Here is a 21900-nt window from a genome sequence, read left to right on the forward strand (position 1 = left end):
CCTCTTGACGATCGTTCCACTTTAAATGAGAATAAGTTGCATCAATTTCAGCTTGTTGCTGCGAAGTCTATTGCCAAAGTTTATGACAAAACATACTCTCTTTGTGTGCAAATCCTGCCATCGTTCTGAAGAAGAACTCGCAGAAGATCAAGCTTGTGATGGCAAAATCTTGCTAGATACTTTGACAAATTTAGCAGCTCAACAGTTCGCGCCAGAAGACCTGGAAATCAAATCCGTTGGGTGTTTGTGGGCTTGTAGTCGCGGTTGCGTTACTGCTTTTGCTCATCCGGAAAAACAAACTTACTTACTCATCGATCTACCACCCGACGAAGAATATGCTTCCGCATTACTCCAGTTCACTCAGATGTATATCAGCAATCGCAAAGGTGCATTCATCTGGGATAAACTCCCAGAGCAGTTAGAATCTGCGATGTTTGCCTGTATTCCTGCTCTATCGGCAACCGAGCAAAATGCAGATGAAGAGGATGACTTGAGCTAATTGCGCAAGCAGAGGACTACGATCGCTGGCTAGGAGAAACTGCTTGCAACGCATCATCACGACCAGAGAACTTCACAGTGCTCCAACCATTGCCCTGTTCATTGTGCCAAAAACGTTTCATCAGGATTTACAAATTGAGTGTTTTGAGTCAACAGCAGACGATGAAATTCGATCGCTGGGTTCGCTCCCTACTGCTCTTTGCCCTCACCGCTTTGCTCACATGGGGCTGTAGCAGAACTGTTCTCACCACCCTGCCTCTCACATTGCCCTCAATCCATTGCCAACCGACAGCACCAAGTACAGACTGCGATCGACCTCGCAAAATTGCTGTACTTAGTCCCTATGGATTAGATCTGCTGTTGTCTCTGGGAGAACAGCCTGCTGCCTATGCAGGCGTTTCTGCAAGTCGGCAGCCGTTCAATCATCCCATTGAGCAAGTTCCTTATCTCGGTCGGTATGTGACGACTCAGCCAATCAATTTGGGCGATCGTGCTTCTCCTGCTCTAGAAGCACTCGCTTTACTCAAGCCAGATCTGATTGTGGGTGAAACGTGGCAAGGAAGCCAAGGAAGAGACAAATTGTTTGCCCAAATTGCACAGACTCTCTTGCTCGATGATCAACAAGGAGGTTGGCAGGCAAGCCTTCAACAACTTGCAAGCATTCTCGATCGCTCCAATATGATTCAGCAAATCATGGCTGCTCGAAACGAGCGAATCACCCAAGCTCGCCAGAAATTAGCTGAGATTGCCAATGCTCATCCCCGTGTATTACTCTTGAGTTCTGGTGATCTGACAAGTAACTTTTATGCGTTTGGGCAAGAGCGCAGCATCTATTCCGATTTGCTAGAAACATTGGGATTTAAGATAGTTCGCTTCGATGAATCGTTGCTAGAAACAAAGGATGCATTTCAGCTTCCTGCTGAAGTGTTACCGCAGCTAGAACCTGATATTCTGATCGTTCTAGGCTGGGATAAAAATGATGCGGACAATCGTCCCTTAAACTGGCGACAGCTTCAACAACAATGGAACCAAAGTCCACTCTTAAAATCAATGCCGATCTCCCAATCTGGGCGAGTCTATTTTATGGATGCCCACTTAACAATGCTGCGGGGTTCCCTTGCAGAAGCACAGATTCTCAATGACTTGCTTCAACAGTTAGCACCGAATACTTGAAAATCTCAGGTTATTTCTTGCGATCGCGAATCAGCAGATAGAGGAAAAAGGGCGCACCGATCGCGGCTGTCACGACTCCACAGGGAAGCTCGATCGGGGCGAACAGTGTTCTCCCCACAAAATCAGCCAACACCACTAACACCCCCCCAAGCAGTGCAGAAATTGGAAGTAATTCTTCATGTCGATTGCCGACAATCTGCCGTCCTACATGAGGAGCAATCAACCCCACAAATCCGATTGTTCCCGCAGTTGCCACTGATGCCCCCGCTAATCCCACCGCTACAATGACAAGTAAACCCCGCTGCCATTCAACTCGACTGCCTAATCCTTTCGCAATGTCTTCTCCTAAGTTCAACACATTGAGATGTCTTGCTAATCCAAATGCCGCTGGAACAAATACAATGATCCAAGGCAAGAGTGAAAAAACTTGCTCCCAAGTGCGACCGTAGACACTTCCGGCAAGCCACACTAAAGCTTGACTAACATCGTAAATCGAGCCAAAGGTGATGAGTAAACTGGTGAAGGCACTGGCGATCGCAGACAGTCCAATTCCCATCAAAATCAATAAAATCGGCGAACTTCCTTTGTTCCAAGCCAGCCCATAGATCAATGCTGCCATCACTGCCGCACCTACAAATGCAGAGAATGGGAGCGCGTAGATCGGCGCATCTGGAAACAAGACAATCACCGAAACAGCGGCTAGACTTGCCCCAGTATTGATTCCAATCATGCTAGGGTCAGCGAGTGGATTACGGGTTAAGCCTTGAAAAATAGCACCTGAAAGAGCAAGCGCCACCCCAACCATGAAAGCAACCAGCGTTCGAGGTAAGCGCAAAGTGTGAATCACAAACGCATGATCCGGGTTGCCTGTATCAATACCAAACAAGGTTCTTACAATGTCGAATCCTGCGATCGGGTATTCTCCTCGCCCAACATTGAGGATAATCGCTGCGAATCCAATGACAGCAAGCAGAAGCCCGATTGCAGGCACTCGTCGATCGAGGCGAAAAGATAGTACGGGAGAACGCCACTCATTCATTTTTTCACCTTCGTTTTTGCGAGATAGACAAAAAATGGTGCGCCTACAATAGCAGTCATCACACCCACCGGAAGCTCTTGAGGCTTCAGTAATACTCGTGCTGCAATATCCGAGACTAATAGCAGAATCGCACCGAGTACGGCTGAGTAAGGCAAAATCCAGCGATAATCTGTTTTGATAAAGAATCGAACCATGTGAGGTACAACTAAGCCAACAAAGCCAATTGGACCTGCGATCGCAACTGAACTTCCAGCCAAGAGAACAATGCTCATTGCGGTCAATCCTTTAATCCAAAGCGTCTGTTGACCCAAGCTCGTTGCGACTTCCTCTCCTAAACTAATTGTTGTGATCTGCCGACCCAGTAAGAATGCAATCAGCAATCCAGCACCTAAGAACGGCAAGACCTGTAAAAACAGGTCAAAATCCCGTCCTGCGAGTGATCCTGCTAGCCAAAATCGAATCTCTTCAAACGTGCGCTGACTCACAATCAAAATGGCAGTCGTGATGGAAGAGATCAAGGCAGACAGCGCGGCTCCAGCGACCGTCAAATTTAAAGGAGTTGCACCGCCACGTCCCAAGGTCCCTAACAGATAAACAAGTATCGCCGCGATCGCGGCTCCTAAAAATGCTACCCCCGCATAAACTGTTAACGATGAGCTACCAAACAGAAACAAACTCATCACAACCGCTAAAGCACCGCCTGCTTCAATCCCCAGGATTCCGGTTTCGGCGAGTGGGTTGCGGGTTAGACCTTGCATCAATGCACCAGAGACCGCCAGAGCAGCACCGACCGAGAGCGCAATCAGCGATCGTGGCAATCGCACCGTCTGGATTACCAGATGATCAAAGGAGTTATCAAAGGTCGTGAACGATGCCAAAATCGTCGGCAGTGGAATGTCTCTTGCACCCAGTGTGACGCTGTAAATCAAAACAATGAGCAGAACAATTGAGCCTAAACCGAGTCCCAATAACAGCGAAATGGGGGATTTAGAAGCTTTAGGGAGAGTAGCAGTCATCGTAAAAGAGGACTCTTAATGCGAATAAATCCTAATTGTATCTGTTTATGGGCAAAAAGCAAGGGCGCTTAGAGTCTCAATTTTGCAATTCTAGAGATGTTGAATTCATGACATTAAGAGAGAAATCCATTCTCTTGGAATGGACTACTTCCAGAACGCCAAATTGGATGATAAATCGACTGGACTTACGCATACTTCCAGCCATCACAGGATTACAGAACAGGCGGTAGCAATGAGTGAAGATGACATTGTTAAGGCGATCGCACTTTGTCTCATTTTAGGATTCTGCTTGATGATCATGTCACAAGTTGCTTGATGGTGCGGCAGATCCAGAATAGTCAGCCCTAATATGTAAAAAATAACATTAAAGTTCTCAGTCAGTGTGTTGATTAGTGTTATAAGAGACTCATTCTACAGGGATGAGTTTTTCAATACAGCACGTCTGATAGGGTTTCTAGCATGACTGTTCGTAAGACTGAAAGCCGCTTGCCCACTAACTTTCAAGCAAGTGATTTAGGGGAGTCCGCTGTCGCGATCGATGGACGATCCGTTCTTGTATCATTTGTGACTGCGCCCTTAGCTGTCGATCGGGAGAACAGGTATATTGTCTTGGTCACTGATGCAGGGCTAGCGAGTGCAGTGCAATCCTTTGAATGGAGCTTTACCGAAAACGGAGGTACGCCTCAAACTCAAACTACCACGATCGGTGAAGTCAACTACCGCCCACAGACTGTCGGAACATTAGTTGTGACAGTCCGATTGCTCGGCACAGGCAATACAGAGCAAGGCAGTTTGAGCTTAAATCAGACCGTCATTGTCTTGAATGCTGAACTCGAAACTCTGATTGCAGAAGCACAAAATCAGCCCGGAGCAGGTGCATCGAATCCAGAGGTGTTGCGGGAATTAATTAATGATTTAAGTCCTTACTATCAGGCGGTAACTTTAAAAACCTCTGAAAGCGGGGAGGGCTTTGAGAAGTTCGTCTTTAGCTTAGTTCATGATGGCGCGTTGCAGCGTCCAAGCTTAGCGCGACAACAGCAGTTAAATCAGTTAGCTGCTGCTTTGAATGGAACTGGGGATTTTGTAACGCTAGCAGCGTCGGGAGTTGGAGTGTGTGGGATTCGCTTAGCCCTCTTAGCAATGGTCTTACCTCAAACACCGGGAGGCTCGACTCCGATCTTACCCTGGACAGAGTTGCCTGACGTGCCGAATCAACGGGTGCTAGCAGATGAGCAATTACGGCAAGCATTAGCAAACTTAGAAGAAAATCGGCGGATTGATTTGTTTAACTTGGCTCGGTTTCCCAAGAGCAATATCATGCTTTGTGGTCGGATTTTGGAGACATTGCGCGATCGCTATTTTAGCGGCACAAACTTCAACGACGTTCTAACAGGTCTATCTGGAACCCGTGCCCACTGGATCATGCGCCATTACCGAGAAGGTCCACTCGTGAGATCCTGACGACTTCACGCTCTGACACAGTTCGACACGATGAGTAGAAGAATATATGTGCAAGACCACAACAGGAACACAAACGGCAAACAATGATCGGTATCGCACGATCGAACGAGGTAGCTCTCCGGGCGGATCGGGCGGCAGTAGTCCACCCGATCCAGAAGCCAGTGCGCCCGCTCCCCTCTTTGGTATGCCTGACTATGTTCCTCAGTACACCTTCATTGCTCAAGCTTCGCCCCAAGACAATGGGTTTATCGAACTGGCGAATCGCTACCATGAAAACGCCGGACTCGCACCTAAAACCGTTACTTCGATCGAACATCTCTTAGATTTGTTGAATAATCCCAGTGAAACGGGAACGGGAATCATTAACCGGATCAGAATTGTGTCCCATATCTTTGTAGATAGCCAAAATCTGATCCAGCCCACGAATCTGCTGATTCCATTTGTAGAGAATGGAACTCGGCTCTCTCTAAAACGTCATTTTGAGGGATTTGCTCGCAATCGGATTGCTGCGCTAAAAGCCATGATGAGCTTTGAGGTAGCAGTCCCTCTTGTTGAGACGACTTACTATATTCATCGAGGAGCAGTTGCTCCGATTCTCAATCATTTAAGGTCGAGTCAGGCAACGATTATCAATCAAATCCCGACTGATGCCTCCGGAGAACCGAGCGGAGATTTTCTGGACTTTATCAAGATTGCAGCGAGTCAATGGGCACTGCAACAAAATGTCCTGAACAACGCAGCAGCAGTTACAGCCGCAAATAATGGCTATGACGTGTTACTCGCAGATGTGGCGAGTCGATTGCAGAACAATCCTCTGAACCAAGGTCAGTTAACGACCTTAAAAACTGCGATCGTGGGATTAGGCAATAGTGTGACTCTGAATTCTGCTCTACCTGCCCGACCTGCTGACTACGCGACGAATGTAACCGCAACCTTGGTATCGACAAATGGAAATGCCTTTCAGACCAAACTGATTCAAGCGAGGCAGCGGTTTAATCGCAATAGCAAAATCGATATTCGCGGCTGTCAGGTCGGTCGAGATCAAGATTTTTTACGGGCAATTCAACAGTTCTTTGGCACAAGTGACACTGTTCGACCGACTGTTTCGGGGCCGCGCTGGTTTCAGCATTTTAATGAAATTGGTCACATTACCGGACTCACGAACAATGCCGGAGTCGTCGGACTCTACAACTCAGGGTTTTCGCCTTACAGCGCAACACAAGTCCGTCAACAGTTTGAAAATTGGGCAACTGCATTTGGCATTACACAAGCTCATCTGACATTTTGGCAAACGACTCTAGCATTAGGAGCATTAGCGTTCTGTCGTTTACAGTGGCAAGCTAATATCCCCGAAGCTCGGATTCCCATCCATCGCCTCAATCGAATTCGGTCTGCTGGATTTACAGATGTATTTGCTGCGATCGCGAATGTCTTGTTATTCAACACGAATCTACCGAGTACTGCGCAGATCAGTGCGATGAATGCTCTGTTACCGAATCTTGCAGCTTGGATCAGCCAACTCGATACAGCGATTCCTGGTACGGCAACTCCGGCTCAACTCGCAACGCGATTCACGGAATTCAAGACGATCTATGAAGCAGTCGATCGGCGCTTTGGCAGTGGTGGTGGAGTCAGTGCAGCCCAGCGAGTGATTCCGGCGACTGCCCCATCTCCGTTGACGGTAGCGATACTCAGCGGCTATCAAACACAGTTAAAGACCTTTATTGATAGCAATACAAATTCTAAATTCCAACCCGTACAGCGCTATCTCACAACTGCGATCGCTCAAGTTCAGGGCAATCCAGCCAAGATGCGGTATTACTTGGGGCTGGGATTACCCTTTCTGCTGTATAACCCTGCGGCAACGAATGCGAATCACAATCTCTTAATTGCCTTAACCGATACATCTGGTGCGGCGGCAAATCGACGACAGAATGACGCGATTAAATATTGGATTCGCGCTCAATGGCAAGGCAATATTCCAAGCGGCTTAGGGGCAACGGCAACCTTTGCCCAGTCTCGTCACACCCCTTGGCTTGTCGAAAATCGACAGGCGACGACCGGACTCTCAACTCCGCCTTTTGTGGTCAGCCCTACGACCGAGTATCACGCCAAGATTGTTATTGTTCCTGCCTAAAAGATTGCTCCCATGATTGTTTGAAAGTGAGAACTGAGATGCCCCAACAGGATGCCCTGCAATCGATTCTGACCGAGACAAGTTTAGCGATCGCGCCCCTGCGCTCAATCCGAACTCCAGACCAAGCGATCGCGTTTTTTCGGCAACTCGGATTTGAACTTCCAGCCGGGGCGGGAGGCACTTCACTCACCGCATTAGCGACTCAGGCGGGAGAATTGGTCGAGGCGATTCGGCAGTTACTCTCTGCAAGTGGAGAAGGAGCGGTAGCGAGTGCGATCGCGACTGTTTTTGCCCGACTTGGAACGACTGTTGATGCGATCGCTCAGTTCAAAAATCAGGTGCAATCAGCAGGGGGAGCATCGATTCCTAATATTGATGATTTGCCTCGACGGCTGACAGATTTTTTGCTCTTAGACTATCTGATGCAACAGAAGACGCAAGTCCATGAGGCACTGTTATTGTTGGGGTTAATTGAGCATGAGCCAGCGCCTGCTGCTGGACAAACCATGCGGAGGATTAACTGGGATACGCTTGGCACGTTTTTTACTGACCCCATTCAGATCGCGAATGCAGTCTACGCTTGGGAGAGCGACTTTGATTCAGATAAGTTTTTAGCTCGGTTGGAGCGATTGATGCGATCGGCATCGCTACCGGGAGGACGATACACTCAATCTGATACCACGCGAACAGTGTTGGGCAATAGTTCAACAACCTTGCAGGATTTGCGGTTTCCACTGTTGCAGAAAGGATTTACAGCAGAGACTTACAGCCAGTTTGGAATTACGATCGCACCTGTACAGGCGCAGGCAGGTAAGCCAAAAGGCGTGGCACTGTTGCCCTATTTACTCGGAGGAGCGGCGTTTGAGTTTGGGGTGTGCGATCGCGGTGAATTAGTGTTCGAGTCTACAGCCGATATCCAAGGCGTGGGATTGATTGTTCGTCCGCCGCTGAGTGTTGAAGGGATTCTCAATCTGGTTGGAGCTTTTCGCGCCGCCGTTACGATTCGAGAGAAGACGAGTCGTGCAGATGAAATCGTTTTAATCGGTTCGCCGGGAGGCACGCGATTAGCAGTACAAGGATTAGGGGTGTCTTGGTTTGCTCAGAATCCTCGTGGAGAGTTGGATCTGGGCATGGCAGCCGAGATTGGTGCTTTGCGATTGGTCGTGGCTGGAGGCGAAGGAGATGGATTTCTCCAGCAGATTTTGTCGAGCTTGAATGTGCAGGCGGAAGCGAGTCTAGCACTGGGCATCACGTTACTTTCAGGGTTTACCTTCCAGGGAGGCGCGAAACTCGCTCTAGAATTAGCTGTGCATTTGGATCTCGGTCTCTTGCAGATTCAGGGATTACGTTTGGCCTTAGAACCAGCAGCAGATCGCTTTAAGGTGGAAGCGGGAGCAGTACTGAAGCTCAGCTTGGGACCCTTGCAAGCAGTGGTTGAGAATATTGGGGTGCAGGCGGCGCTGGTGTTCCGGCAAGGGAATTTAGGATCGACGGATTTAGCGATCGACTTTAAGCCTCCCAATGGTGTCGGATTGTCCGTTGATGCTGGCGTGGTGAAGGGTGGCGGGTATTTGTTCTTTGACTTCGATCGAGAAGAATACGCGGGCGCATTGGAGCTAGTGTTCAGTGGTTTTCTGACACTTAAAGCGATCGGGCTAATCACGACTAAGATGCCTGATGGCTCAAAGGGATTCTCGCTCTTAATTATCATCACAGCGGAATTTGGGACAGGATTGCAACTGGGCTTCGGATTTACGTTGCTTGGGGTCGGCGGATTGTTGGGACTCAATCGCACAATGCAGTTGCAGCCGCTCGTCGAAGGTGTCCGGACTGGAGCGCTCAATAGCATTTTGTTCCCCCGCGATGTGATTGCCAATGCACCGCGCATTCTCAGTGACTTACGAACGTTTTTCCCACCGCAGCAAGGTAAGTTTTTGATTGGACCGATGGCGAAGCTCGGTTGGGGAACGCCGACGCTGATTTCTCTGTCCTTGGGCATCATTATCGAGATTCCGGGCAACATTGCGATTTTTGGGGTGTTGCGAGTCGCGCTGCCGACGGAAGAAGCCGCGTTGCTAGTGTTGCAGGTTAGTTTTATTGGTGCGATCGAGTTTGATAAAAAGCGGATTTACTTCTTTGCCACTCTGTTTGAGTCGCGGATTCTGTTCCTGACGCTTGAAGGGGAAATGGGGCTACTCGTCGCCTATGGCGATGATCCCAACTTTGTCGTCAGTGTGGGCGGGTTCCATCCTCGGTTTAATCCACCCCCCTTGCCGTTCCCCAGTCCGAATCGAATTTCAGTCAATATCTTAAACGAATCGAATGCCCGGATTCGGGTGATGAACTATTTCGCAGTAACCAGCAACACGGTGCAGTTTGGGGCACGTGCGGAATTGTTCTTTGGCTTTAGTGCCTTTAGCGTGGAAGGTCATATTGGCTATGATGCGCTGATTCAGTTTTCGCCTTTTTACTTCATTATTGAAATTTCTGCTTCAGTGTCGCTGAAGGTATTCGGAGCAGGCGTGTTCACGATTCGATTGCAGTTTTCTCTCGAAGGGCCAACGCCTTGGCGAGCGAGAGGAACAGGCTATCTCTCGATTCTGTTCTTTGAGATCTCGGCAGACTTTGATATTACCTGGGGTGAGAAAAAGGATACAACGTTGCCCCCTGTGCCTGCGATGCCGATTCTGAAGGCAGAGTTTGAAAAACTGCAAAATTGGCGCGCGATCTTACCGCCCGAAAACAATTTGTTCGTTTCTCTCCGCAAGCTCGATCCGTCTGTAGAACTCGTTTTACATCCAGTCGGTATGCTTCGGATTAGCCAGAAAGCCGTGCCGTTGGATGTGGCGATCGATAAAGTCGGCACTCAAAAAGTAAGCGATGCGAAACGCTTCTCGGTTGAGGTGGCAAGCGGGGGATTAGCCAAGACGGCAGATGTCACAGAACAATTTGCGATCGCACAATTCCAAAATCTAGACGATGCAAGTAAACTGTCTCGCCGCGCCTACGATCCGCTGACGGGCGGACTCGATCTCTCTGCTCCTGGAAAAGCACTGCGCTCTAGTAAACTGGTTCGACGACGAGTGCGCTACGAAGAAATCATCATTGATAGTAACTACAAACGGTTTATCCGCCGCTTCCGGATTTTTAACGGAGTGTTGTTTATACATTTCCTCGGCAGCAATAGCATCAGCCAATCCGTATTATCAAAGGCTTACCGCACTAAACTACAGCCTTTTAAGGAAAAAGTTGCTGTTCGAGAAGAAGCGTTTGTTGTGGCATTTCAAGCGAACAATCAAGCCTTTCAAAGTACGGCTCAATTCAACAGTCAGACCCAAGCACTGGCTTATCTGCAACGGCAGGTCAACCAAAACCCTGATTTATACGATCGCTTACATGTGATTCCGCAGCACGAGGTGAACCGATGAGTGATGCCCTTTCTACCTATTCCTTTTTGCCCTGGTTACGGCAGGGTATTGCAAACAATATCCAGTCGGGCAGTTCCAAACTGCGAGCAGAAATCCCCGTGCAGTTGACCCTCAAAGGCGAAGGGATTAGTCCGTCCCCTTTGAGTGATTCTATTAACAAGTCGATTCAAGTTTATGGGCCTGGGGATGTCGTCGGAATTGAGAAACGAGCGATCGTCAAAGTCGAACCGCGGCATTGGATTACGAACTTTGAGCCGAACTATCTACCCTACATTGAGTTCTACGACGAAGATTTTCCCTGGCGCTACACTCCAGCGGCTCCTGATCTTGCTAAGCATCGCCTTACGCCCTGGATCATGCTTGTTGTGTTGACAGAATCTGAATTTGAGTCGGGGAAGAACATTCAAAATCGACCGCTCTCCTACATTGAGATTGCTCAAGCAGAGACAGTACTTCCTCGATTTGATCAACTCTGGGCGTGGGCGCATGTTCATGTCAATCGAGATCTAGGAGCGACAGGTGAAGGAATGTCATCGACCCAAACCGATGCCTTCTTAGCCAAGTTACAAACGGCGCTCAATGAGAATCCAGACTTTGGCTATTCGCGGATTCTCTGCCCACGCAAGCTTGCTGCTAATACGGCGTATCATGCCTTCTTGATGCCTGTCTTTGAGTCTGGTCGGCTTGCAGGGCTAGGGCTAGATCCAGCAAAAACACCTTCAGTCACAGCCTTTGCCGGAGCAAACTATAGCGGGCGGCTCGATCCCACCGCTTACCCGTACTATCATCGCTGGTATTTTCAGACGGGGAGTCAGGGAGATTTTGAATACTTAGTTCGGCTCTTGCAGCCGAAACCTGTAGATAAAAGCGTCGGTCGGCGAGATTTAGATGTGCAACGCCCTGGTGCGAACCTCCCCGGAATTTTCGATTTAGATGGCATTCTCAAACTCGGTGGAGCGTTACGTGTTCCTTTGGAAAGTTTGAACCCCGAAGAACAAGGAGAAGTGCTGACCTATGAAAATTGGGCACAGCCTTCTCCTCACCCGTTTCAGTCGGCGTTAGCTTCCTTGATCAATCTGGCAGATGACTATACTGTTCAATCCGCGCTGGATGCGAATCAACAGTTGCCCGTTCCACCCACAACTCCGATCGAGCCAGAGCCATCGTCTGAAGCTGTCCCTGAGACTGAAACAGATGCCGATCCGCTGATTACTCCACCCATCTACGGTTGCTGGCACGCGCTGACTCAACGATTGTTGAGCGATCGAGCATCAAATTCCCTCCCAAACTCAGAGAACTGGGTGCATGAGTTGAACCTCGATCCGCGTCATCGAGTCGCGGCTGGCTTTGGAACAGATGTTGTGCGAACCAATCAAGAAGACTACATGAATGCGGCTTGGGAGCAAGTCGGCGATGTGCTAGAAGCAAACCGACGGATTCGCTGGGCGCAATTAGCAAAAGAAGTATCTTGGGTCTGGTATGACCGCCATTTGCGTCCTTGGCGACAGGTGAGTTTGAACTCTGTGCTGGTGTTTACAGCTCCATTGCATCGTCGAGTTGTCGATCCAGGGCAAGGCTTAACAGTTCATCACCAGTTGCAGACAAGTCGAGTCGTGCCCGCACTGATGTCAACGCCGATGCGAAGAGTATTGCGATCGCGCGGTCGCATTATGAAATCGCTGCCTTTCTCTGGAGCGATTCAACCCAACACGTTGCTCGATCGTGTAAACACAGGAGAAGTTAGCCCTGCTCCACCCAAACAAACGCCCGGTGGAGTTCTCACGGTCGATGAAGTCGCGGACATTGTTGAACCGGATGATATTCCAACCCCGATCAAAGATTTGCTGCGTCGCTTTCCTTGGTTGCCTTTGGTGGTGCTCTTGTTGCTCTTGTTGCTCGCAATCCTCGTCTTGGGGCTGAGTGGACCTTTAGTGCTGGTTGCTGCGATCGCGTTTGGGGTGCTGTTCCGGTACTACGATCGCTTACAACGCTGGGCGCAAGGAGTCCAACAGTCAGTTGCGATTCGCGAAGTGGATCAAACCCCTGCCTCAGTTGATGAGATTCCCCGCAGTCCTAATTTTGAAATCGCAGAACCCGGATCAGAGATTCGACCAAAACTCGGTGATACAGATAGCCCAGAAGCCATCACATTTAAAGCCGCACTCAAAGACAGTTACGAACTGATCGAAGCCAGTCGCGAAGTCGGTCAAACGCCTTACCGAGGATCGGTTAATTTGCCGAACTTAGGAACCACTACTTTCGAGAAAATTAATCCCGAAGTTACGATTCCACGCCGTATAGAATCCACAATCTTCTTTCCAGAACGGCTCAAAGATCTCCTACCGCAACTCGCTGAAACCTTTATCGAGGCAATGGCATATCCGGAGATCGATCTGCCCATGTACAAACCTTTAGTCAGCATTTCCTCAGAACTGTTCTTACCCAACATCAACAAAATTGAACAAAACAGTATCACGCTGCTCGAAACCAACCAAAAGTTTATCGAAGCTTACATGGTGGGACTGAACCATGAGTTTGCTCGTGAACTCTTGTGGCGAGAATATCCTACCGATCAGCGCGGGAGCTATTTCCGTCAGTTTTGGGATGTGAGTAGTTTCTTGAATCCTGGCAATCTCAATGATGCAGCACTCAAAGAAAAGCTCCGTGACATTCCTCCGTTACACCGTTGGTCACAGGCTTCTAAATTGGGCGATCACGATCACCGAGAAGCTCAGGGTGACAAGGAAGAAGAAGTTGTCCTAGTCATTCGGGGCGAACTACTCAAGAAATATCCTACGGCTGTGATCTATGCTCACAAAGCAGAATGGGCATTGAAGGATGATGGAACGATCGATCTTACGAAAGAACGTCGCCTTGTTTCCCTCAGCGATGCCGAACTTGCCAATCCGCCCCGCACTAAGGTGAAAACGCCGCTATACCAGGCACAAGTATCGCCTGATATTTATTTCTTTGGCTTTGACCTTACGGCTCTAGAGGCGCGAGGGGGTTCGGGAACTGAGCCGGGCGATCAGAACAAAGCAGGCTGGTTTTTTGTCATCAAAGAGCGACCTGGAGAACCACGCTTTGGTCTAGACATTGACCATTCTGGCGCGCCCAATGTTTGGAATCTCTGGAATGACCTCGCGTGGGAAGATGTGCAACCCGCTCCTCCTGGCTCATTTCTGGAGATTAACCGCAGTTTTACGCTGACGGCTCCTAACCCCGGTGCGGATGCCGAAGGACCTGCCCGACTCACTCAGCACAATGAAGATCGCGACATTCGATGGGATATAGATACGAATGCTGCCGATCTGGCTTACATCCTTTATCAAGTTCCGGTTTTAGTTGCAGTTCATGCAGCAGAAATGTTGTCAGCCCCTTAACTATGAACCCATTCAACCCTTCAGAATCGTCTCTTTTAACAATCACTCAAGGAAGCCCCTATGCCAGAGTTTGAAGATTTTAGAACTGCTCTGAATCAGGCTCGCACCCAGAAGCAGCAGGCTCACTTAGACCTGTTCAAGAGCCAGGAACGGCAACAGCAAATCCAGGCTGAACTGGATCAACTCGCCCAGATTTTTGATCCAAAAAATCAGGAGCATGTGGCTCGGCAACAAAGGCTAAATCGGGCTGCAATCCAAGCCAGGGGAACGGTGCAAGCAAATCAGGAGCGCTACGATCGCAATTTTGAGCTAGAATCTTCGAGCTTTGAGCGGTTCAAAACCTTATTACTTGATCCACGCCAACAGGTAGAACGTCTCTCCGATGACTATCCGATTCTCCTATTGCCCCTGCGTTTAGAAACTCGCTTCAAAACCATTACGACTAACAATACGACTCGTACAGAACTCTGGGTGCGAGTCTATCCCGATGATTGTGCGATCGACACGTTTGAACCTTTACTATCTCAATCCGAATTAAAAAACGCCCAAACGTATTGGACTCAAAGCTGGCAAGCGGGAGGACGCGAAGATCAAGAGCGCGCAGCTTGGCGCGGTTTAGTGAGCAGTCATGGGTCAGGGCGATCGCGCTGGATTCTCGATCGCTATCGCCCGATGAATCTGGATCAAAAACCAACATTCGACGCTGAAAACACGCCGGCTCTCATCTTGACCATTCCAACCGACAATCTGCCTCCAGAAGCAGACGCACTGAAGGTCTACTGGGAATCGGTATGGCGGCTCAATGGAGAAACTGAACAGACGCGAAATACCTTAAATGGAACAGTCGGCGCAGCGCGGGCGGAAGTCCTCATTCAACACTACATTCCCAATAACTTAACTGTTACACCTCAGTCTCCCTTAACTAAGGAAAATGCGTCGATCACTGTAGACTTTGTAGTTTTTCCGAACGCTGAAGATGTCGCAGTCAAACAACTATCCTGGAGCCAGGCTCCCAAAACCACGATCCTGCCTGATTGTTTCGTCCTGATTGGACAAGCTGGCGATATTCGCTTTGAACAAGTTGGTCGTCCGATTCCTTCACCCTTAGTTGTCGGCCCCGATCCCAATGCACCACCAGATCAACAGTTGCGCCAGGAAAATGGCGAACTATTGATCAGTGACGAAATGCGCTGGATGGTCGATTTTGAGCGGGCTGTCGAGTGGGGAATGGGCTTCAAAGTGCCCTTAGATGCTGAGCAGGCACGCAATGGTCTCGATCGCTTAATGGTACTGGGGCTAAAACTCAGTGCAGATGAAAAAGCAGGACAAACCCAACTCGAAACGCTCTTACAGCATCATCACTGGGGACGCAGTGGCTTGAGTATCCTGCCTCAAGGGACACCCACGAACAATACTGATCAGATAGGGGCTGGATTTAGTCGAGCAGAAGATGCTGATGCAAGCTATGACTCCGTGTTTGGTACAACGTCTACTGATGATCCGTTTGCTGAAACCGATATGTTTCGTAAACGAGATGGTCAGTGGTTAGCGGAAGCCCTTGGGATTGATCCGCAGATTTTGAGAACTGTGCCGAATTGCGATCGTACGGATCAAACAGAAGCTCGTGCGATGAATACAGCACTGTGGTCTGCGACCCTGGGCTATAGCCTGGAAACTATGCTGCATCCCGTATTAACAGATAGTGCTGTTGACGATACTCGCTGGTTTTTCAATCGCTTCGTCAGTGGGCGCGGCTCCATTCCTGCTCTACGAATTGGACGACAGCCCTACGGCATCTTGCCCACTACTGCTTTTTCTCAAATTCAGTGGGTGTCTCCCGAACGCCTTCCGAAGCTATTAGGAACATCGAAGCTCGAAATTTCTCGCACGTTTTTGAGTCGCTTGTATGAGATTCTTCAGATTATGGATGCTGATTGGGCAGCGCAGGTTGCGAAGGTTTCCTGGGTTGGCAAACCGGGAGATGCTCACAAGACGCTTTTAGATATTGTTGGACTTCATGCTAGCTCTGTAGAATACTACCAGCGCTATGCCGAGAGCTTGCAGCAGTTGTTCAATCGACTCAATTTGCAAGGTGGGCTAGGCGGTCAGTTTTTTGCGGCGTTAATTGCAGCAGGCTATACCCAAAGCGGTCTAGATTTACTCCAAAAACTCGGATATCGCGGTGAGCAGACACCGGATGTATTACAGAAATTTTTCCTCTCCAGCCAAAACCTGATGAAAGGTGCAGTCATTGACGATCGCCCTTTATCAGAAGTCGATCCGATTCGGAGCTATACCGCCGATCGTAAAAACTACATTCAGTGGCTACAAGAGGCAGCATCGACTTCTCTAGAAACATTGCGCCAACAGCAAGGATTTCTCGACAACAAAGCTCCGAATGCCCTCTTATATCTGTTCTTGCGCCATGCGTTGCTCTTGGGCTATTGGGATGTCAGTTGGCGGCTACATCGCGGCGCGGAAGTGCTTTCAGTGAATGAATTAGACCAACTGCGGCGAGAACCAAATTTTGTGCATGTCAAGACTCAGGCAAATACGAGTGAGAGTCGCTGGCAACTGCTCTATAAGACCGAGGCTCGGATTACGGGAGAAGGCGATCGCACGATCGCAGATTTCATTCCTCAAGCTCTCACTCAATTCACTTTTGAAACCCGCTATCTCAACGACCAACTTCGCGCACTAGAACACTTAAAAGATGTCCCTACCGCAAGATTAGAGCGCCTCTTTGCTGAACATATCGACTGTTGTACCTATCGACTCGATGCCTGGAAGCTTGGTCTAGTCAATTTTCAATGGATGGCAATGCGGAGTCGGTCTGCACCAGCACCAACACCAACACCTGCACCTCTTCCTATTCCTCGCTTTCAACAAGAAGCTGTAGCGTCTCAGCCCGCAAATCGTCGAGGTATTTATCTCGGAGCTTACGGCTGGCTCGAAAATATTCGACCTGAAAATAAAGTTCTCACCCCCAAAAATCTCAGTCCAGAACTCACAAAGATCTTTGACCCCGCATCGGTGCGACAGCCACCTGTAACGGCTCCTCAGCGGAAAGCGCCAGCCGCGCGCGTCGTCTCTCGATCGACAATTTTGCAAGACAACCAAAATGCTGGCTATATCCATGCACCTTCTCTCAACCATGCCGTGACCGCAGCAGTATTGCGGAATGGCTATCTGTCTACTGCTCAACCCGATCATCGTAAAACTTTAGCAGTAAATCTCTCATCTGAACGAGTACGAGTCGCGCTCGCTGTTCTAGAAGGGATTCGCGAGGGTCAAAGCTTAGGAGCACTACTCGGCTACCAACTGGAGCGAGGATTACACGATCGACATAACATGGCAGAAGTCGATCAATTCATTTTCAAACTACGCAAAGCATTTCCGCTTCGAGCCGATCGGCTTTCACCCACTCGTACTGATCCAACTGTCCCAATTGAAGCGATCGAAGCTCGAAACGTCCTAGATGGGCTGAGTTTAGTGAATCACGTTAAACGTCAGACCAATCCTGCCCAACGAGTCTATCCTTTTGGCAAAGCTCTGCCCTCTGCTACTTCTGCTCAAGCGGCTGCGATCAATGCCGAAGTCGATCGGCTCCTCAATCTCCATGATGCTGTTGCAGATCTCGCTTTAGCAGAAGGCGTTCACCAAGCAGTACAAGGCAATTACGATCGAGCCGCCGCAACGCTCGACACCTATAGCAAGGGAAATTTTCCACCCGAACCCGAAGTTGTCCAAACTCCCCGCAGTGGTATTACGCTCACCCATCGCGTCGGGCTACAATTGCAACCGGGTTTGGATTCTACGACCTCGCCTATCGCTGGTTTGCCGATGACACCTCGCGCTCAGGCAGAACCTGCTTTGAATCATTGGTTAGCTCTGGTCTTACCCGAACCAGAGCGAGTTGCTTGTCGGATTAGCTACCGTCATCCCGTCACAAATGCCGTATCCGCGCCGATTACGGTCACACAGCAAGATCTGGGGTTGCAGCCGATCGATTTGCTTTACCTCAATCAAACTGATAGTCAAGCAGGCATGGGCGAGTTAGACGATCGCTTGCGTCGATGGCTGTTTGATCATCCGCCGAGTGGAGCTTTGCGACCGGATACAGCTATTACACTGCACTACACAGAACGAATAGAAAACAAAGTCAGTTTCTTTGAGGTGTCTGCTCTGCTAAACCATCTGCGATCGCTGATCTTGCGATCGCAACCTCTCAAAGCCAGTGATGTGACTCCTCCGACCAGCACTCAAAGTCAAAGCACTGTCATTGATCAGCGTCCTCGCCTCGAACCGCTCGTCACTTCTCTGCAAAATGAACTCACGAATCAACTTCTACCATTCCGAAACTTGCTTCAGGGGCTACTAGCCGATTTAGAAGGGAATCGATCGCAAATTCTTAGCCAAATCGATAGCCACTTGAATACCTTTATAACCCGTATGGCTGCACTCAGCATCTATGGGTTACCGCAAACAGGCTGGGGGCTAGCCTACGATCAGAAACGCCAGATTTTTGAGTCTATCCTTGAGCAAGTGCGATCGCGGGTGAATCTCTGGCAAGAGCGACAGCAGCAGTTCACCTTACAGTTAGCAGCTTATGATGCACTGCCGCCTGAAACTTCGGATCGCGATCGCACCGATGCCCTGATTGCTCTAGAGCGGCTAGTTGCCAGTACGCCCACCTCCACTCCACCTGCTAGCTTAGCGGACTATCGAAGCGCGATCGTGAATCAGTCTACGCTCTTTGCTAATCAACTCAGTAGCTTCCAGGCAATTCTAACCACGAGCGAAGTGAATCTCGCACCTCTGCTCAGTAGTCTTCAAGTGTCGATCGCAGACTTCGACGTTTTGCCTCTAGATCTCAGCGCTCCAGAACAGCAAATCATCGCGCTCACCGAAGATCTGCTGCGAATTGTCACAGCCGTTGCCCAAGATATTGTCCTGCGGCTACAAACGATTCAGACCCAATTCACGACCTATGACAATAGCGCCAATCCTGAAACCCGCTTAACTGCTGTTCAAGCTGTTGCTGCTGCTCTATTCGGTGATGACTTTAAGCTCATTCCCGAATTTACCCTTGCTCCTGACGCTGGCGCGAGTTGGCAAAACGCGATGACAGCTAGCCTCAACCAGGATCTATTCAGTCACCTGAGTGCTGCTGGCATTGACTTCCCCGTCGATGACTGGCTATACGGCATTGCTCGTGTCCGTGAAAAGATGCGCCATTGGGAACAACTTGTTATGCTGAGCGGTGCGTTTGGTAGACCTGAACCCGAACTTCAGCCGATTCAACTCCCTTATCGTTCTGGCGATCCGTGGTTAGGCTTGCAATTTCCTGAAAATTTCCAACTCGGTGAACAGTTAAAAGGCGATCGCTTACTCTATAGCGCCTACTACACTGTGCCATTCAATCCCAATCAGCGCCAATGCGGACTGTTGCTCGATGAATGGACTGAAGTGATTCCGGGTGAGACAGAAACCACCGGAATTGCTTTCCACTACGATCGCCCCAACAGTGAACCGCCCCAAACCTGGTTATTCGTCACACCGCCACGAGCTACGGGCAATTGGCAATGGTCTGACCTGACTGGGGCTTTAATCGAAACCTTAGAGATGGCGAAAAAACGAGCCGTTGAACCTGACCAACTCGACGACACCGCCTATGCCCGGTTTCTCCCTGCCACGATCATGGCAGCGACCCTCTATCAGATCTCGATTTCCGCCAACCTTGCTCTCAACAACAAAGTCCATGACTTTCTGCTAAACCGCGACTCATGAACAAATACACCATTGCCAATCTCTCTGAAGCCCTAAGCCGTCGTACCTTTCCCACGATTACCCTATGGAATCGGTTAGAAGGTCGCCCCCGCACTGCCAACTTCGATCGCGCGCTCAAAGCCGAGGTTCGCGATGCCTTGTGGATGCTGACTCGTCAATGGCAGCTTGGAGAATTTCAAGGAGACGATGCGGGTTCACCCGTTTTCGCCAAACTGCACGTTGCGACGACTCGACTGACTCGCTATCAAGCCAAAAATCATCCTCCCACCGACTTTGCCGATCAACATCCCCTAGAAGCCACGGTCGAACGTCGAGCGATCGCTTTAACCCAAGGACAACAACGCCTTTCTCTAGATTTGCGCCTCCTGATGGGGCGGCAATGGCTCAAACTCATTCGCACTCCGCCGTCTGGCACTGACTATCGTTCTGCTTATCAAACCCGATACCCGATCGACTTACCTGATCCAATGAGCCGGACAGATGCCCCGATTTGTGCCGACCTCAACACTTGGCAACAGGTTGCAGCCGTCGCAGGACGACGATTAGATGGCGGTCAATTGTACCAATATTTAACAACGCCTGCTCCTGCGGGTGAGCCAACGCCTCAAGTTTCTGACGGCATTGCTGTTGCTCCGGGAGACGAGACTTTCCTAGCAGAACAAGCGGTGAAATTTGTGCAATGGTTTCAGAAGCTCTATGATCAGCCGATCGCAGAAAACGATGCCTGGGATGCTGCACGCTTAGAATATCAATTTGCCTGCTCTGCACCTATTGCAACCAGTGAAACGACCTCTAGAGAACAAGTTCTTGTTGCCGATGAATACTACCAGGGACATCTCGATTGGTACAACTTCGACATTGATCCTGCTGCTGAAAGCCTACTGTCTAAGCCAGAGTCTACTGAACCGCCAGCACGATCTTCAGTTTTACAAACCGATACCCAAACACTGATCCCTAACCCGATTAGCTTTGCCGGAATGCCCAATACGCGCTGGTGGAGCTTTGAAGATCAAAAAACTAACTTTGGAGACATCAAACCAGATACTACTGATATTGCCAAACTGATGGTGATGGAGTTCGGCTTGGTCTATGCCAATGACTGGTTTTTGATTCCCTATACTTTACCAGTTGGCAGTCTGGCTGAAGTACGTGGGCTAGTTGTCACGAATGTCTTTGGAGAACGTACCTGGATCGATCCCTCTGGAGCAGGAGCCGATAATGACTGGCAGCGTTGGAGCCTCTTTACGATTAGCCAAAAAGATTCTCCCGACACGCCCTCGATCGCGGGCAAGACTCTGTCAGACCAGCAACCTGCGAGCAATCAATTATTACTCTTGCCAACTGTACCCAAAATTCAAGAAAGCAGTCCGCTAGAGTCCGTCTTGCTCGTCCGCGATGAGATGGCGAATATGGTTTGGGGAGTTGAGAAAATGATTCCGACGGCTAGCGGCATCAGTCAATCTGGCGATGAAGCTGCGATCGCACTTCACAATGTCTATCAACGACTCCTCGATCAACAACTCGCGGTTGATCCGGTTCCAACTCCTCTCGATCGAGCGAACATTCGGTATCTGGTCATGACCTCAGTCCCCGAAAACTGGATTCCTTTCATCCCCGTGCATCAATCAGGTGACTCTCGCCAGATTCAACTACAACGGGCTGCCCTGCCGCGAATTTTAGCAGGTGATCCCAACCCACCGCTGAAAGTCCGCCCCCGAACCAATCTACTGCGCCCCGGACTCGATCAAAAACAAGCCTACTATATTCATGAAGAAACAGTTCCAAGAGCAGGAGTGCGAGTGACCCAATCTTTCCAACGAACTCGCTGGCGTGATGGTCGGGTAGTGGTTTGGCTAGGCGCACGTAAGCAAACTGGACGAGGCGAAGCTTCCAGTGGTCTAGCCTTCGATCGAATCGTTGAAGGACAGCCTCCAAGCTAAATGAATCACCAAGGATCGTAAATTAACATCTCGCA

General features: G+C 49.6%; 10 protein-coding genes. 8 read left to right on the forward strand and 2 right to left on the reverse strand.

Translation table 11 applies throughout. From position 1 onward, the window contains the following. Nucleotides 1–82 precede the first annotated feature (82 nt). Together ACMUEV_RS25995 and ACMUEV_RS26000 are read left to right on the forward strand one after the other, a co-directional pair. Nucleotides 83–499, forward strand: coding sequence for a DUF1636 family protein (locus ACMUEV_RS25995; RefSeq protein ID WP_017286181.1), 417 nt, complete (start codon nt 83–85; stop codon nt 497–499). Nucleotides 500–642: 143 nt separating this feature from the next. Next, entirely contained in the window at nt 643–1671 is a 1029-nt protein-coding gene (locus ACMUEV_RS26000) for an iron-siderophore ABC transporter substrate-binding protein (RefSeq protein WP_242044629.1), read from the forward strand. Between the two features lie 10 nt (nt 1672–1681). Here the strand turns inward: ACMUEV_RS26000 and ACMUEV_RS26005 are convergent, their stop codons facing one another. Both ACMUEV_RS26005 and ACMUEV_RS26010 read right to left on the reverse strand, forming a co-directional pair. After that, a complete protein-coding gene (locus ACMUEV_RS26005; protein ID WP_190652420.1) occupies nt 1682–2710 on the reverse strand; it encodes a FecCD family ABC transporter permease in 1029 nt (342 codons plus the stop codon). Then, nucleotides 2707–3726 carry a FecCD family ABC transporter permease gene (locus tag ACMUEV_RS26010; RefSeq protein WP_190652421.1) on the reverse strand — a complete coding sequence of 340 codons (1020 nt, stop codon included), beginning with the start codon at nt 3724–3726 and terminating at the stop codon, nt 2707–2709. The genes ACMUEV_RS26005 and ACMUEV_RS26010 overlap by 4 nt, the downstream gene beginning before the upstream one ends. A gap of 459 nt (nt 3727–4185) precedes the next feature. On the opposite strand from ACMUEV_RS26010, the gene ACMUEV_RS26015 reads away from it, so the two are divergent. The 6 genes from ACMUEV_RS26015 to ACMUEV_RS26040 are packed head-to-tail and all read left to right on the forward strand — an operon-like array spanning nt 4186 to nt 21865. After that, nucleotides 4186–5187, forward strand: coding sequence for a hypothetical protein (locus ACMUEV_RS26015; protein ID WP_190652422.1), 1002 nt, complete (start codon nt 4186–4188; stop codon nt 5185–5187). A gap of 46 nt (nt 5188–5233) precedes the next feature. Then, the gene (locus ACMUEV_RS26020) at nt 5234–7324 is read left to right on the forward strand and encodes a hypothetical protein (RefSeq protein ID WP_190652423.1); all 2091 of its coding nucleotides are present in this window, start codon (nt 5234–5236) and stop codon (nt 7322–7324) included. A gap of 38 nt (nt 7325–7362) precedes the next feature. Then, nucleotides 7363–10752 carry a DUF6603 domain-containing protein gene (locus ACMUEV_RS26025; RefSeq protein WP_190652424.1) on the forward strand — a complete coding sequence of 1130 codons (3390 nt, stop codon included), beginning with the start codon at nt 7363–7365 and terminating at the stop codon, nt 10750–10752. Then, complete coding sequence (locus ACMUEV_RS26030; RefSeq protein WP_190652425.1) at nt 10749–14135, forward strand: hypothetical protein; 3387 nt, start codon at nt 10749–10751, stop codon at nt 14133–14135. The genes ACMUEV_RS26025 and ACMUEV_RS26030 overlap by 4 nt, the downstream gene beginning before the upstream one ends. A 60-nt stretch (nt 14136–14195) precedes the next feature. Continuing rightward, nucleotides 14196–19925: a hypothetical protein gene (locus ACMUEV_RS26035; RefSeq protein WP_190652426.1), complete on the forward strand. Its 5730-nt coding sequence runs from the start codon at nt 14196–14198 to the stop codon at nt 19923–19925. Continuing rightward, nucleotides 19922–21865 carry a hypothetical protein gene (locus tag ACMUEV_RS26040; protein ID WP_190652427.1) on the forward strand — a complete coding sequence of 648 codons (1944 nt, stop codon included), beginning with the start codon at nt 19922–19924 and terminating at the stop codon, nt 21863–21865. Before ACMUEV_RS26035 ends, ACMUEV_RS26040 begins: the two co-directional genes overlap by 4 nt. The last annotated feature ends 35 nt before the right edge of the window (nt 21866–21900 follow it).

Origin of the sequence: Leptolyngbya sp. FACHB-1624, from assembly GCF_047649235.1 — a bacterium.
Taxonomy (GTDB): Bacteria; Cyanobacteriota; Cyanobacteriia; order Leptolyngbyales; family Leptolyngbyaceae; genus Leptolyngbya; species Leptolyngbya boryana.